Source organism: Sphingomonas sp. Leaf10, assembly GCF_001421245.1.
Lineage (GTDB): Bacteria > Pseudomonadota > Alphaproteobacteria > Sphingomonadales > Sphingomonadaceae > Sphingomonas.
Genome location: NZ_LMKE01000013.1, coordinates 116,436 through 130,106, shown reverse-complemented (window position 1 = coordinate 130,106; position 13,671 = coordinate 116,436). Strand labels below are relative to the sequence as shown.

Below are 13,671 nucleotides of genomic sequence, written 5' to 3'. Positions count from 1 at the left end.
CCCGCGATCGTTGCGAACCGGTGCCGCCATGCCGCACCGCCTTCGCCATATTGCCACCATGTTCCGGACGGTTCCGCCATGGTTCGTTCATCGGCGCGCAAGATACCGTTGCCGTTATAACACAGTAGCCGCTTTCGTGACGTTCCTGTTGCAATGCAATGCAACCCTGCCGGTGGTTCCGGGTTCAAAGGGGCCACGGACAAACCGGCGCAGCTTCGACGCCGGGACCGTAAACGCTGATGAGGTTTTGTATGCGTAAGCTTTTCACCGTCGCTGCCGCTGCCGCCGCTTTCGTGGGCGCGCCCGCCTTCGCGCAGGATATGTCGACCACGGCGCAGGACACGACGACCACCACCGAACCGGCCCCGGCCGTGACCGCGCCCGACGGCACCAGCGGCATCGGTTTCGAACCGTACATCGCCGTAATGGGTGGCTGGGAACAGTTCGACTCCGAAGCCACCAAGGCCGGCATCCCGCAGGTTGCCCGTAACGACAAACTCAACGGCGCCCTTGTCGAAGGGATCGTCGGCTTCAACGTGCCGCTGGGTCCGGTGTTCGTCGGTGCCGAAGGCAGCGTGTCGAAGGGCGTGTCGGGCGACATCGATTGGGATTACGGCGCTGCCGGCCGCTTCGGCTTCCGCGCTGGTGACTCGGGCCTGATCTACGGCAAGGTCGGCTATCGCTGGGTCAATTTCGACCGGTTCGGCACCGCCAGCCGCGACTATCATGAAATGACCTACGGCGCCGGTTTTGAAGTCGGCCCGAAGGACATCGGTCTTGGCGGCATCACCGGCAACTCGGGCGTCCGCCTGCGCGGTGAAGTCTCGACCTTCGGTTCGGCGCACAGCTTCCGTCCGATGCTGGGTCTGACGACCCACTTCTAAGCATCGGTTGAGTATGGGCGGGTCCGGCGTATCGGGACCCGCCCCGGTAAACGCGTACAGGAAGAGGCTCTGGGCTTAGGCTCGGGGCCTTTTGCTTTGGGTTGCTGGCGCGCCGGGTGCATGATCGGCTCGGTCGGGTAGGGGGGCGAACATGCTGACGGCGCTGTCGATGCTGGCGATTGCCGCACAGGCTGATTATTTCTCCGTCCGTCCGGACGATCGGAAGCCCGATTTTGCCGGCGCGAAGAGTGGAAACGACTTGGCGCCGTCCCGTGCGGAAAATTATCGGCAACTGCTTGGTGTAGCCGAGGAGCCTTCCCTGTATCAGCGGTCGCTTCGTGTTGGCGATGCCATCCGGTTGACATGGCTTCCGACTTTCCACCCGGCGGTTACGGTTCGTGTCGAAGCACTGTCTTCGCCTCGACCGCGTCTGATTGCCCGTCGCTTGGAGGGTCGGGCAGGCTTTGCCACTAGCGCGGTTGCGGGTCGCGTCAACCGCCCTTTGACGCCCGGCGAGGCGACGGCGCTACGCGCGCTGCTCGTGGCTGGTAACCCGTTCATCCAACAGGAAGCGCCGGATACCGGTGTACGAATGTCGGATGGGTCGGGATGGCTGATCGAAGGTGTTTCGGGGGGCGTCTATCATGTCATCGAACGCTCGAACCCGGATGTCGGACCGGTACACGCCACCGGCATGGCAATGCTGCGGCTGACCGGCTGGAAGTTCGCCAACATCTATTAAAAAGGCCGCCGGGCGCGAACCCGGCGGCCAGTTCCCCGTAGGACAACGGGTACGCTTATTCCTCGACGGTCACCCGACCACGGCGGACGATCATGCCGCGCTCGGCCATTTCCTTGCGGAAGTCGTGTTCGGCGTCGGCGACCTCGCGGCGATATTCGTGCCACGCATCCTCACGCGACGAAGCGTCCTTCGCGCGGCGCAGATCCTTGCGCAACTCGCGCTTCGCTTCGGAAATATCGGTCTTATAATCCAGATAATAGGGATTATAGTCCGAATAGACCGGGACCGACCGATCCTTCGCCAGCGATGGTGTCGCGATACAGGCAGTTGCGGCCGCAGCGATCAGCAATGGAATACGGTTCATGGGGGTTCTCCCTGTTCCTGAACTTGCCGCGATACAACCCGCATGGATCGATCACGGTTCCTTCATCTGCGGTTCATCTATCGATGCCGACATCGTAACTTGCGATAGGCAGTGATCTTGTCGCGGCGGCAGCGCGTACCGATCTTGCGTCCCGGCAATGGGAGCAGGCGATGGCCGGACGCGTGAAGCGCAAGGCGGGACTGGCAGCGGCGGAGGCGCTTGCGGCGCGTACCGTCGATCCGATGACCTGCGCGCTCTGTGGCCGCCCGATCGGCGTCCAGGTCGAATGGCACCACCGCATACCCAAGAGCGAGGGCGGACGCGAGACCGTGCCCGTCCACCCGATCTGCCACCGCACCATCCACGCCAGCGCGACCAACGCCGAATTGGCCGGCCCGCTCGCCGATCTTGACCTACTGCGTGAGGTGCCGGCGGTCGCAAAGTTCGTGAAATGGGTCGCGGACAAGCCCGCCGATTTCCGGGTGCCGGTCCGGCGAGGAAGGTAGGCGGGCTAGCCGCGTGCCCTTCGTCATCCCCGCGCAGGCGGGGATCGATACACGCAACGCCCGCGGTTCCAATGCAAACGCCAGCGTTGAAGGATCGGGTTCCGCGCTGTCCTACATGATCGACCGTCGCCATCATGCGACCGGGCCGTTGTGACCGGCGCTCTTTGACACGGCAAATCGGATCGTCTCGCAAACAGCGTGCGAGTGTGAACTTAGTGAACTTTGGCTGGCGGACACGGGCAAAGCCCGTGTCGTCGGTCGGCGCTTGGGGCGCCGCCGGCCGGCCGCGCCTCGTGCGGCTCGGGGCAGCTTGGCTGCCCCTTGCCCGGCGCGGCTTACTCCGCCGCAACCCCGCCGAACATATCACCCATGCCGCTGGCTTCCTCGTTCGCTGGCGCCACGACCTTCGCCTTCTGGCGCTTGTCGAAGCCGTCCCAGACCTCGTTCCAGTTACCGCGCGTCGCCGCCTTCGAATATTCGGTCGCGCGCTGTTCGAAGAAGTTCGCATGCTCGACGCCGTTCAGCAGCGGCGCCAGCCACGGCAGGGGATGTTCGTCGATCAGATAGATCGGCTTCATCCCCAGTTGTCCCAGCCGCCAGTCGGCGATGTAGCGGATATACTTCTTGATCTCTTTCGCGGTCATGCCGTGCACCGGCCCCATTTCGAAGGCGAGATCGATGAAGTTGTCCTCCAGCCGCACGGTCGTCTGGCACATGTCGGCAATGTCGTCGCGGACGCTGCGGGTCAGGCAGTCGCGTTCCTTGCAGAAGGCGTGGAACAGCTTGATGATGCCTTCGCAGTGCAGGCTCTCGTCGCGGACCGACCACGACACGATCTGCCCCATGCCCTTCATCTTGTTGAAGCGCGGGAAGTTCATCAGCATCGCGAACGACGCGAACAATTGCAGTCCTTCGGTAAAGCCGCCGAACATCGCCAGCGTCTTCGCAATGTCTTCGTCGGTATCGACCCCGAAATTCTGCAGATAGTCGTGCTTGTCCTTCATCTCGCTATATTCGAGGAAGGCGCCATATTCGCTTTCGGGCATGCCGATCGTATCGAGCAAATGGCTGTACGCCGCGATATGCACCGTCTCCATGTTGGAGAAGGCGGCGAGCATCATCTTGATCTCGGTCGGCTTGAAGATGCGACCATATTTTTCGTGGTAGCAGTCCTGTACCTCGACGTCCGCCTGGGTGAAGAAGCGGAAGATCTGCGTCAGCAAATTGCGCTCGTGCGGGGTCAGTTTCTGCGCCCAGTCGCGGCAATCCTCGCCCAGCGGCACCTCTTCGGGCATCCAGTGGATCTGCTGCTGACGCTTCCAGAAATCGAACGCCCAGGGGTATTCGAACGGCTTATACTGCTTGCGGGCTTCGGTGAGCGACATGGGGTTACTCCGGAGAAACTGAAAATGCGGAATTGAAATCTAGATCGTCATCCCGGCGCAGGCCGGGATCCATGGACAGGCGACAGTCGCGTCTCTTTCGGTGTGGCCCGTATCCATGGATTCCGGCCTGCGCCGGGATGACGGGAGAGAAGGGCGCCGTCATGCCGACCCCCACGACCATTGCGCGATCCCGAAGATCGCAAGGATGATCCCCAGCGCCAGCGCCATCATCCCTACCATGCCATGCGCATAGCGGCTCTGCTGCGTCGCCCGCGACCGCAGGCGCAGCAACAGCCACATGCCCGTGCCACCCGCGACCAGCGCGATGCCCAACATGATGAGTACGTTCTGCGTCATGCGACCAACTTCGGGTACGTGCGTTTGACCGCCGCCCCCAACGGAGGATTATCATGGCCGATCTCAGCAACATCAACGAACATGCCGAAGTCATCGGCGCCGACGGCGTCCATGTCGGCACCGTCGACCGCGTCGAAGGCGACCGCATCAAGCTGACCAAGAAGGACAGCGGCGCGGAAGTCGAAGGCGGGTCGAGCAGCCATGAAGGGCATCACCATTATATCGACGGCGGCCTCGTCGCCGAGGTCGAAGGCGACACCGTCCGCCTGTCCGCCAATGCCGACGTCGCCGTGACCTTCGAAACCGAAGAAGACGGCAGCGCGGTCTGACGAAAGTCCCTCTCCCGGCGGGAGAGGGAGGGAGCCGCGCAGCGGCGGAAGGGTGAGGGTGAGCCGGTTCACGTCGGTTCGCCCTCACGCACGTCTGGCACCAGCACTGTCAACCGCTGCAACACCCCGTCGAGATTGCTCAGCACGTCGTCATTCCAGAAGCGTTCGACGCGGAACCCATGGTGGTTAAGCACCGCCGTCCGCCGTGCATCATAGGCCGCATCGTCGTCATGCTGCCCGCCGTCCACTTCTACGACCAGTCCAGCCCGCACGCTCAGGAAATCCACGAAATAGGGTCCAACCGGCACCTGCCGTCGGAAGCGAAGCGTCGGGAAAGTCTGGCGCAGTCCCACCCACAGCTTCTTCTCGGCATCGGTCACGTTGCGGCGGAGGTCGCGAGCGCGGTCGACCGTTCCAGAAAGCTGGTCCTGATAGGTGCGCATCGCCCTCACCCTTCCGCCGCTAAAGCGGCTCCCTCCCTCTCCCGCCGGGAGAGGGACTAGCGATCAACCGCCACGCCGTCAGACGGGACGGCTGCGCCGCCCCGCTGCCCGACGTGGCGAGTCTTCGATTTGCTCACGCAAATCGAAGCCGCCCGCTCACTGGCACGCCAAGCACTCATCATAATCGGTCGTCTCGCCCAGATCGAACTTGGCCAGTTCGGACGTATTGTCTGCCTCGACCCCGCCGGCGAAGCCGGCGCGTTGCACCGATTTCGAACGCAGATAGTAAAGCGATTTGATACCCAGCTCCCATGCGCGATAGTGGAGCATCAGCAAATCCCACTTCTCGACATCGGCGGGGATGAACAGGTTCAGCGACTGCGCCTGATCAATGAACGGCGCGCGGTCCCCGGCCAGTTCGAGCAGCCAGCGCTGATCGATCTCGAAGCTGGTCTTGAACGTGTCCTTCTCTTCCTGGGTCAGGAAGTCGAGATGCTGGACCGATCCGCCCCGCTCGAGGATCGTGTTCCACACCGCATCGCTGTTCTTCGACTTCGCGATCAGCAGCTTTTCGAGATACGGGTTCTTGACCGACCACGACCCCGACAGCGTCTTGTGGGTATAGATGTTCGCCGGGATCGGTTCGATGCAGGCGCTGGTGCCGCCGCAGATGATGCTGATCGACGCGGTCGGTGCGATCGCCATCTTGCAGCTGAACCGCTCCATCACGCCCATATCGGCCGCGTCGGGGCAGGGGCCGCGTTCGTTGGCGAGGTGCATCGACGCCTCGTTCACCTGCGCGTTGACGTGGCGGAAGATCTTGAGGTTCCAAGCCTTCGCCATCGCCCCTTCGAACGGCAGGCTGCGTGCCTGCAGGAAGGAGTGGAAGCCCATGACGCCGAGACCGACCGAGCGCTCACGCTCCGCCGAATAGCGCGCCCGCGCCATTTCATCGGGCGCGCGCTCGATATAGTCGGTCAGGACGTTGTCGAGGAAGCGCATCACATCCTCGATGAACCGCTTGTCGCCGTTCCATTCGTCCCAGGTTTCGAGGTTCAGCGACGACAGGCAGCACACCGCAGTACGGTCGTTGCCGAGATGATCCTTGCCGGTCGGCAGCGTGATCTCGCTGCACAGGTTGGACGTCGAGACCTTGAGACCCAGATCGCGGTGATGCTTGGGCATCGTGTTGTTCACATGGTCGCTGAACACGATGTACGGCTCGCCGGTCGCCAGGCGGGTCTCGACCAGCTTCTGGAACAGCGAACGCGCATCGACCGTGGTGCGGACCGATCCGTCCTTCGGGCTCTTCAGCTCCCATTCGGCACCGTCACGCACCGCTTCCATGAACGCGTCGGGGATCAGCACGCCGTGGTGCAGGTTAAGTGCCTTGCGGTTGAAATCGCCCGAGGGTTTACGGATTTCGAGGAACTCCTCGATCTCCGGGTGGCTGATGTCGAGATAGCAGGCCGCCGACCCGCGACGCAGCGACCCCTGCGAAATGGCGAGCGTCAGCGAATCCATGACCCGGACGAACGGGATGATGCCGCTGGTCTTGCCGTTCAGGCCGACCGGCTCGCCGATGCCGCGCACGCTGCCCCAATAGGTGCCGATGCCGCCGCCGCGCGACGCCAGCCACACATTCTCGTTCCACGTCTCGACAATCCCTTCGAGGCTGTCGGGGACCGAGTTGAGATAGCAGCTGATCGGCAGGCCGCGCCCGGTGCCGCCGTTCGACAGGACCGGGGTCGCCGGCATGAACCACAGCTTCGAGATATAGTCGTACAGCCGCTGGGCGTGCGCCGCATCGTCGGCATAGGCCGACGCCACCCGCACGAACAGATCCTGGTACGATTCGCCCGGCAGCAGATAGCGATCCTTCAGCGTATCCTTGCCGAAATCGGTCAGCAGCGCGTCGCGCGAATGATCGACCTCGACCGCATGCAACAGCGCGTCGACGGTGCGGCTGGTGCGTTCCGGGGCCGGGGCGGCGGGGGCCGGATCGGCGAATTGCAGCTCGTTCATCTGGGCATCCTGACTATCCTGAAAGGTCATCGTCCCGTTCCTCTTGTGTTCTGGCACGGGGCGCTGACCCCTGTCGATTTCTGCGGAACGTCCGTGCACGCCGTCGCCCTTGACAAGCATTGGCGGCATTGGAGGTTCCGGCGGGCGACACACTATCGGTAGCGCCTCTCCCGCGTTCGCCACCACTAATTGTAGGAAAGCGGCCAATGCGCAAGCCGGCAAATTTAGTACGCGAGCTGCCGGAAAATGCGCTTTGGCCCGCGACGCGTGGCGATCCGCCGCGTTCGCGAAATGCAAGCGCTTTTCGGGAACGCAGAAAAATATGATCGCCCGAAATCGACGTCCGGGCGGAACCTTATGCGCCGCCGCCCGGCCGGTATCGCCGCGCCACGCGCGTCTGCCACAGCATGAGCAGCGGCACGACGATCAACTCGATACCCAGACCCAGTTCATGCACCGCCAAGGGTGCGCCGTGGCTGCCGAACGAGACCAGCCGTGCCAGCCCGCCGCCCACGACCATCGCCCCGAGCAGCCGGAACCGCGCGGTCTTCGATTCGATCGACGGAATGCAACTGACGAAGGCAAGGCCCATCACCAGAAAGATGCCGGAGAGGTAGCGGAAATGGCTGTCGAGATCGGTCGTCGGTTCGGGTTGCAGCCATGCCGCGCCCCGAACGATGCCGAACGTCGACGCCGCCAGCGGCACGAGGCAGGTGATCGCGACCGCCACCTGCAACAGCGTCCGCTCGCCACGACGGGTCACTTGCGCTCGCGTTCCAGCAATTCCGCGCGGACGCGGATCGCATGGACCGACATCCGCACCTCGAACAGGAACCAGACCAGCCCGCCGATCAGCAGCACCATCGACAGGACGAACGCGATCGCCACCGCCTTGCCGAGGCCAAGGTCGAGCAGCTCGGCGATGAACAGCATGGCGACGACGGTGCAGTTGGCGACCGCCGACAGCACGACCAGGAACACGGCGTTGTTGATGACGCGGATCCGCCGGTCGAGCAGCCGCAGTTCGAACACGTGCCGCTCATGTTCCGGCCCGATCGAGGAGGGGTGCAGTTTTTCGAGATCGCGGGCGCGGTCGACGATCCGCGCCAGCCGCCCGACCATGACGTTCAGGATCGCGCCGATCCCGGCCAACAGGAAGACCGGCGCGATGGCGGTCTGGATCGTCTTGGCGACGGTCGACAGGACAGGTTCGAATTCCACACGACCGATATGCCGTGGGCGGAGGGGCCGGGCAAGGTCGCGTACGAAGGCAGGGGGATCGCTACCGGATCGTAACGGGTTGTGGGCAGAATGGTGACCATGTTGCTGCGTACGTCCCCCACGATCGCCCGAACGACCGACGATCTGCCCGCCGCGATCGACGCGGTTGCCGCATCGGCGGCGCCGACCCATCGGTTCCTGCGCCGTCAATGGTATGCCGCGGCGCTCGATGCCTATGGCGGCACGGCGCGAACGCTGCTGGTCGAACGCGGCGGGCAACCGGTGCTGGCCATGCCGTTGATCGGACTTGGCCCCGCGCCGTTGCACATGGCGCAAATCCCCGGCAGCTACTGGCCGTTTCGCAGCGGCCCCGTGGCGCAAGACGCCGGCCCGGAAGATTTCGCGGCGCTGCTGGATGCGGCGGGGCGGCGGGTGCGGGGGTTCCGGCTGGGACCGGTCTATGACGGCGATCCGATGCTCGACGGATTGCTGGCCGCGGCGCGCGCCGGCGGCTGGCGGGCATTGCCGCGCTTCGTGGCGGACAGCTATCTGCTCGACATCACCGCGCATCAGGCCGAAGGCGTCTGGCCGCGGCGGTCGACGCTGCGCAAGAATCGCTTCAACGAAAAGCATCTCGCCACGCTCGGTACTCCCGACTGGTCGTTCGCCAGCGGAGCGGACTGGCGGCCGCACTTGTTCGACGAACTCGCCGCGATCGAATCGGCCAGCTGGATCGCTACGCGCACCGATGGCCGTGACGCGAAATTCACGCTGGCGGGCCATGGCCGCTTCTGGCGGGCGGCCGCGACCGACCCGGTGCTGGCCGACATGATGTGGGTCGCGTTGCTGCGGATGGACGGAAAGCCCGCTGCCTTCTCGTTCGATATCAACGTCGGTGCGCATAAATATGCCGTCGCCAACAGCTATGACCCGTCCCACGCCCAACGCTCGCCGGGGCGGCTGCTCTATTACCGCAACCTCGTCCGCGCGGTCGCCGATGGTGTGACCCGGGTCGATTGGGGCGCGGGTGACAGCGGATATAAGAGCCTGATCGGTGCCGAGCGGGGTCCGGCGATCCGTGACTGGCTGTTCCTGCGCCCCGGTCTGCCGGCACTGGCCGGACGGTTGCTGGCGGGGCGCTGGGCGGCGTCGGGATCGGCGCAGTCATAGGGTGATCCGGACTGATCGGATCGCACGCGAGATTGCCGTGGCGGGAAGGATCGGCCAAAATCCGCATCTTCCGCAAACGGACGGATGATCGCATGACCGGCCCACCGCCAACCAGCTCGCCCGACCCGTCGGCCCCGCCAGCCGCGGGGGCGAAGGCAGCCGTCGTCCGCTGGCCGCGGCCGGGTATCCGGCGCGTCGCGGAACGACGCCATGTCGACTTGTTCAGCTATGTCGCGATCCTGTTCGTCGTGTCGGTCCTCGCGCTGTCGGTCATGCCGCTCCTGCACGGCGCGCTGCTGATCTGGCCGGCGACCCCGATCGCGGTCGCGACCTTGTCGCGCAACGCGACCCGGCGTTGGCCGATCCTTTCCGGCGTCACGTTCGCCACCCTGATTACGGCAGGTCTGGTCGCCGGCGTTCCACCGGTCGCGGTCACGATCTATGCGGTTATCGACATCGCCGTCATCCTGACGGTCGCCGGGATGTTGCGACGGATCAACCCCGACTCGCGACTGTTGCGCGGCTACGGCATGACGATCGTCACGGCGTTGTTCGGTGCCACCCTCAGCACGCTGTTGGCCATGGCATTCAGCCGGCTATGGCATGGCGGCATCATCCCGTACCATGCGGTCCAATGGTTCGCATCGAGCGCGATGGGTCTGATCGTCCTGTTGCCGGCGCTCAAGGTCACCCGCCGCGCGTTGGCGGAGGAACTGGACACCCTTTCCCCCAAACTCATTCTGCCGATCGCGGTAACGACGATCGCAACCTCGCTGGTATTCTTTGCCGGGGGCAACCCTTCGCTGTTCCTGTTGCTACCGTGCAGCGTGTTCGCGGCGCTCTTCTCGCGGTTCGTCGGCGTGTCGGTATCGACGCTGATCGTCGCCGGCATCGCGACGGTCGCCACGCTCCACGGGGTCGGACCGATCGTCGGCGCCTTCGACACGATCGCCGACCGGATCCTGTTCCTGCAACTCTTCGTCGCCATCGTCGCCCTGACCAGCTTTCCGGTCGCCTCGCTGCTCTACGAGCAGTCGCGTGCCATGAACGAGATCCGCGACAACGAACGACAGCTGCGCATGATGACCGACTATTCGACCGACCTGATCGTGCGGATCGGTCGCGACGGGGTTCGTCGCTATGCATCGCCGGCGTCGATGCGCCTGCTGGGCTATACGCCCGAGGAGATGATCGGGCGCACCCCTTATGCTTCGATTCATCCCGACGACCGCAACCGCGTGCGACGACAGACCTATGCACTGGTTCCCGGTGGCGAGAGCACCGTCTTCCGCTACCGCATGCAGCATCGCGACGGCCATTATGTCTGGCTGGAGGGAGCATTCCGCCTGATCGGCGACAGCCGGTATAATTGCGAGATGATCGGGTCGATCCGCGATATCGGCCAGCGCCGTGCCGCCGAGAGCAAGGCGATCGAATCGGTCACCCAGCTGGAGGAGCAGCAGCGGTTGCTGGCCATGGCCGAAAGCGCCGCGCGGCTCGGCCATTGGCGACTGAACCTGATGGACCGGCGCAACCTGTGGTCGCCCGAGATTTTCCGGATCCACGGCCTGCCGCAGGGCGAGGAGCCGTCGCTGGAGGCGTCGATCAACTTCTACCATCCCGAAGACCGGGCGATGGTCCGTGCCCAGATCGATCGGGCGATCGCAACGGGCGGGTCGTTCGCCTTCGATGCGCGGCTGGTCCGGCGCGATGGCACGATCCGCTGGGTGGCATCGCGCGGTCAGGCGGAACGGGGGCAGGGGGCGGAGGTGGTCGGCCTGTTCGGCGTGTTGCAGGATACCACCGAACAGGTCGCCGCGATGAGCGACCTGCGTGCCGCCCGCGAGGATGCCGAACGCGCGCTGGCGGCCAAGGCCATCTTCACGGCGACGATCAGCCACGAGATCCGCACGCCGCTCACCTCGATCCTCGCCGCCGTACAGTTGCTGCGCGATACGCCGAACCGGAGCGAGCGGATGCGGCACCTCGATTCACTTGAACAGGCGGGCCGGACGCTGTCGGATATCGTCGACGACGTGCTGACCTTCTCCAAACTCGAAGGGGGACATAGCGACCCGGAGGCGATCGTGTTCGAGCCGCGCGAATTGCTGGCGATGGTCACCGGCATGTTCGCCGCCGAAGCGGAGCGCCACGCCGTCTCGCTCGATTTCGACGTGCCCGATGGGCGGGTGATCGGCGACCCGGCGCGGTTGCAACGGGTGTTGACCAATCTGGTCGGCAACGCGGTCAAATTCACCCGCGCCGGATCGATCCACATCGCCGCGACGCGCGATGTGGGCGACTGCTGGCGGTTCGAGGTCACCGATACCGGGGTCGGCATCCGCGACGACCGGCTGGACGCGATCTTCGAACCGTTCGTACAGGCCGATGCCTCGACCACGCGCAGCTATGGCGGCACCGGGCTTGGCCTCAGCATCAGCCGGATGCTGGTCGAATCGATGGGCGGCAATATCGGCGTCGTCAGCCGCCCCGGCACTGGATCGCGCTTCTGGTTCCACTTGCCGCTGCCGGTCGCTGGAGGCGCAGGGCTGGCGGCGGAGGTTTCCGTGCCGGGATTGAATGCGGACCTGTCCGGCGAACGGGAGGGCGCCTCCAGCGTCCTCGTCGCCGAGGATAACGATACCAACCGCTATCTGATCGCCGAGATCGTGCGGCGGCTGGGACATGCGGTCGTCACGGTCGAAAATGGCGCGCGCGCGGTCGAATATGTCACGGCGGCGGCGGGCAACCCGGTCGATATGGTGCTGATGGACGTGCAGATGCCGGTGATGGATGGCATCGCCGCGACCCGCGCGATCCGGGTGTGGAGCGGCGCGGGCGCGCGGGTGCCCATCTACGCGCTGACCGCCGATCTATCCGCCGAACGCCGTGCCGAAGTCCTGGATGCCGGAATGAACGGCGTCCTGACCAAGCCGGTCGACGTTGCCCAGCTGCGTGCCGTGCTCGACAAGACGGCGATCCCTGCTGAACGCCCGTCGATTCCGAAACCGGGGGCGGGGGCGGGTGCCATCGATCCCCTCCGTGTCCGGTCGCTGACCGATGCGCTTGGCTCAGCGCAGCGCGACACCTTGCTGTCGTTGCTGATCGACGATGCGGTGCGGATACCGGCCCGGTTGCGCACGCTGATCGCGCACGACCGTCTCAATCTTGCGCGACGCGAAGCCCATGCGCTGCGCGGTGCGGCGGCCAGCATGGGGGCGATCGAACTTATCGCGGCCTTGCAGGTGATCGAGGACGCGCCGGACGAGGTGCCGATCGATCCGGCGGCATTGGACGAGATCGAACGTTGCGCCACGGCGGTAATCGACGCGGCGCAACGGGCGATGGCCGAACCGGCGTGATGGCTAGCGGGAACTAGGGCCGATCTGGACGCGAGAGGACTGCTCTATCTGCCATCGTCACTCCCGCGAAGGCGGGAGTCCATATGCGCCAACGTTGCGAATCCAGCCGAAACGTCAGCGGTTATGGATTCCCGCCTGCGCGGGGATGACGAACATTCGCGATCGTCGCTAAATGTCGATCGGAACTATGCGTCGAATGCCTGTAGCGCCAACACCGCCTGCGTCCGGTTGTTGACGCCCAGTTTGCGGAAGATCGCCGACAGGTGCGACTTCACGGTCGGTTCGGCCAGTTGCAGGTCATAGGCGATCTGCTTGTTCTGATGCCCGTTGGCGATGGCGCGCAGCACCCGCAGTTGTGCGATCGACAGCGTGCCCATGCGTTCGGCCAGGTCGATGCGCGGATCGGCCTGTGGCACGTCTTCCGATCCGGCCGGCACCCACGACTTGCCGGCGAGCAGGCTGCGGATCGCGTCGATCATTTCATCGATCGAGGATGATTTCGGAATGAAACCCTGCGCGCCCAGCGCCCGGGCCTGTGTCACCACCGCCGGTTCTTCGCGACCCGAAACGATCGCGATCGTTGCCGACGGTCGAACCGCGCGCAACAGCGCCAAGCCGGCGAAACCCTGCACATCGGGCAGCATCAGGTCGAGCAGGATCAGATCATATGGCTGTTGCCGAACAAGACTTTCGGCTTCGGCGAGGGTCGTCACGCAATCCAGGGTCACCGTTGGATCGACGGCGTGCGCTGCCATGCCGAGCGCGGTCGCGCACATCGGATGGTCATCAGCGACAAGAATATGCGTCATCAATCAACCCTTGTTCCCACCGTCGTTCGATGATGGGGCCCATTTGGTATATCATGCGCCATGACGCGTTACCA

The 13,671-nt window shown here is 64.6% G+C and carries 14 protein-coding genes; 6 read left to right on the top strand and 8 right to left on the bottom strand.

All coding sequences use genetic code 11. The annotated features are described in order from the left end of the window. Positions 1–251: 251 nt before the first annotated feature. Positions 252–884: an outer membrane protein gene (locus ASE59_RS11260; protein WP_056456109.1), complete on the top strand. Its 633-nt coding sequence runs from the start codon at positions 252–254 to the stop codon at positions 882–884. A 151-nt stretch (positions 885–1,035) separates the two neighbouring features. Continuing rightward, entirely contained in the window at positions 1,036–1,626 is a 591-nt protein-coding gene (locus ASE59_RS11255) for a hypothetical protein (protein WP_056456107.1), read from the top strand. 55 nt (positions 1,627–1,681) lie between these two features. Here ASE59_RS11255 and ASE59_RS11250 read toward each other — a convergent pair whose 3' ends face one another. Further along, complete coding sequence (locus tag ASE59_RS11250; protein WP_056456106.1) at positions 1,682–1,990, bottom strand: hypothetical protein; 309 nt, start codon at positions 1,988–1,990, stop codon at positions 1,682–1,684. Positions 1,991–2,160: 170 nt separating this feature from the next. On the opposite strand from ASE59_RS11250, the gene ASE59_RS11245 reads away from it, so the two are divergent. After that, positions 2,161–2,496, top strand: a complete 336-nt coding sequence (locus ASE59_RS11245) for an HNH endonuclease signature motif containing protein (RefSeq protein WP_156360039.1) — start codon at positions 2,161–2,163, stop codon at positions 2,494–2,496. Positions 2,497–2,831: 335 nt separating this feature from the next. On the opposite strand, the gene ASE59_RS11240 is transcribed toward ASE59_RS11245, so the two are convergent. Then, a complete protein-coding gene (locus ASE59_RS11240; RefSeq protein WP_056456104.1) occupies positions 2,832–3,881 on the bottom strand; it encodes a ribonucleotide-diphosphate reductase subunit beta in 1,050 nt (349 codons plus the stop codon). A 159-nt stretch (positions 3,882–4,040) separates the two neighbouring features. After that, positions 4,041–4,238 (bottom strand): hypothetical protein, encoded by a 198-nt coding sequence (locus tag ASE59_RS11235; protein ID WP_056456102.1) that lies wholly within the window; start codon positions 4,236–4,238, stop codon positions 4,041–4,043. Positions 4,239–4,291: 53 nt separating this feature from the next. On the opposite strand from ASE59_RS11235, the gene ASE59_RS11230 reads away from it, so the two are divergent. After that, a complete protein-coding gene (locus ASE59_RS11230; RefSeq protein WP_056456100.1) occupies positions 4,292–4,567 on the top strand; it encodes a DUF2171 domain-containing protein in 276 nt (91 codons plus the stop codon). 68 nt (positions 4,568–4,635) lie between these two features. Here the strand turns inward: ASE59_RS11230 and ASE59_RS11225 are convergent, their stop codons facing one another. The 4 genes from ASE59_RS11225 to ASE59_RS11210 form a co-directional block, all read right to left on the bottom strand. After that, complete coding sequence (locus tag ASE59_RS11225) at positions 4,636–5,010, bottom strand: endonuclease domain-containing protein (protein WP_056456098.1); 375 nt, start codon at positions 5,008–5,010, stop codon at positions 4,636–4,638. 156 nt (positions 5,011–5,166) lie between these two features. Beyond that, positions 5,167–7,065, bottom strand: a complete 1,899-nt coding sequence (locus ASE59_RS11220; protein WP_056456096.1) for a ribonucleoside-diphosphate reductase subunit alpha — start codon at positions 7,063–7,065, stop codon at positions 5,167–5,169. 325 nt (positions 7,066–7,390) lie between these two features. After that, the gene (locus tag ASE59_RS11215; protein WP_056456095.1) at positions 7,391–7,798 is read right to left on the bottom strand and encodes a DUF4345 domain-containing protein; all 408 of its coding nucleotides are present in this window, start codon (positions 7,796–7,798) and stop codon (positions 7,391–7,393) included. Next, positions 7,795–8,256 (bottom strand): DUF2721 domain-containing protein, encoded by a 462-nt coding sequence (locus ASE59_RS11210; RefSeq protein WP_056456093.1) that lies wholly within the window; start codon positions 8,254–8,256, stop codon positions 7,795–7,797. Before ASE59_RS11210 ends, ASE59_RS11215 begins: the two co-directional genes overlap by 4 nt. A gap of 90 nt (positions 8,257–8,346) precedes the next feature. On the opposite strand from ASE59_RS11210, the gene ASE59_RS11205 reads away from it, so the two are divergent. Next, on the top strand, positions 8,347–9,426 hold the full coding sequence (locus ASE59_RS11205; RefSeq protein WP_056456091.1) for a GNAT family N-acetyltransferase: 1,080 nt from the start codon (positions 8,347–8,349) through the stop codon (positions 9,424–9,426). A gap of 92 nt (positions 9,427–9,518) precedes the next feature. Next, positions 9,519–12,788, top strand: coding sequence for a PAS domain-containing protein (locus ASE59_RS11200; RefSeq protein WP_156360038.1), 3,270 nt, complete (start codon positions 9,519–9,521; stop codon positions 12,786–12,788). Positions 12,789–12,973: 185 nt separating this feature from the next. Here ASE59_RS11200 and ASE59_RS11195 read toward each other — a convergent pair whose 3' ends face one another. Further along, positions 12,974–13,597 carry a response regulator transcription factor gene (locus ASE59_RS11195; RefSeq protein WP_056456087.1) on the bottom strand — a complete coding sequence of 208 codons (624 nt, stop codon included), beginning with the start codon at positions 13,595–13,597 and terminating at the stop codon, positions 12,974–12,976. Positions 13,598–13,671 lie beyond the last annotated feature (74 nt).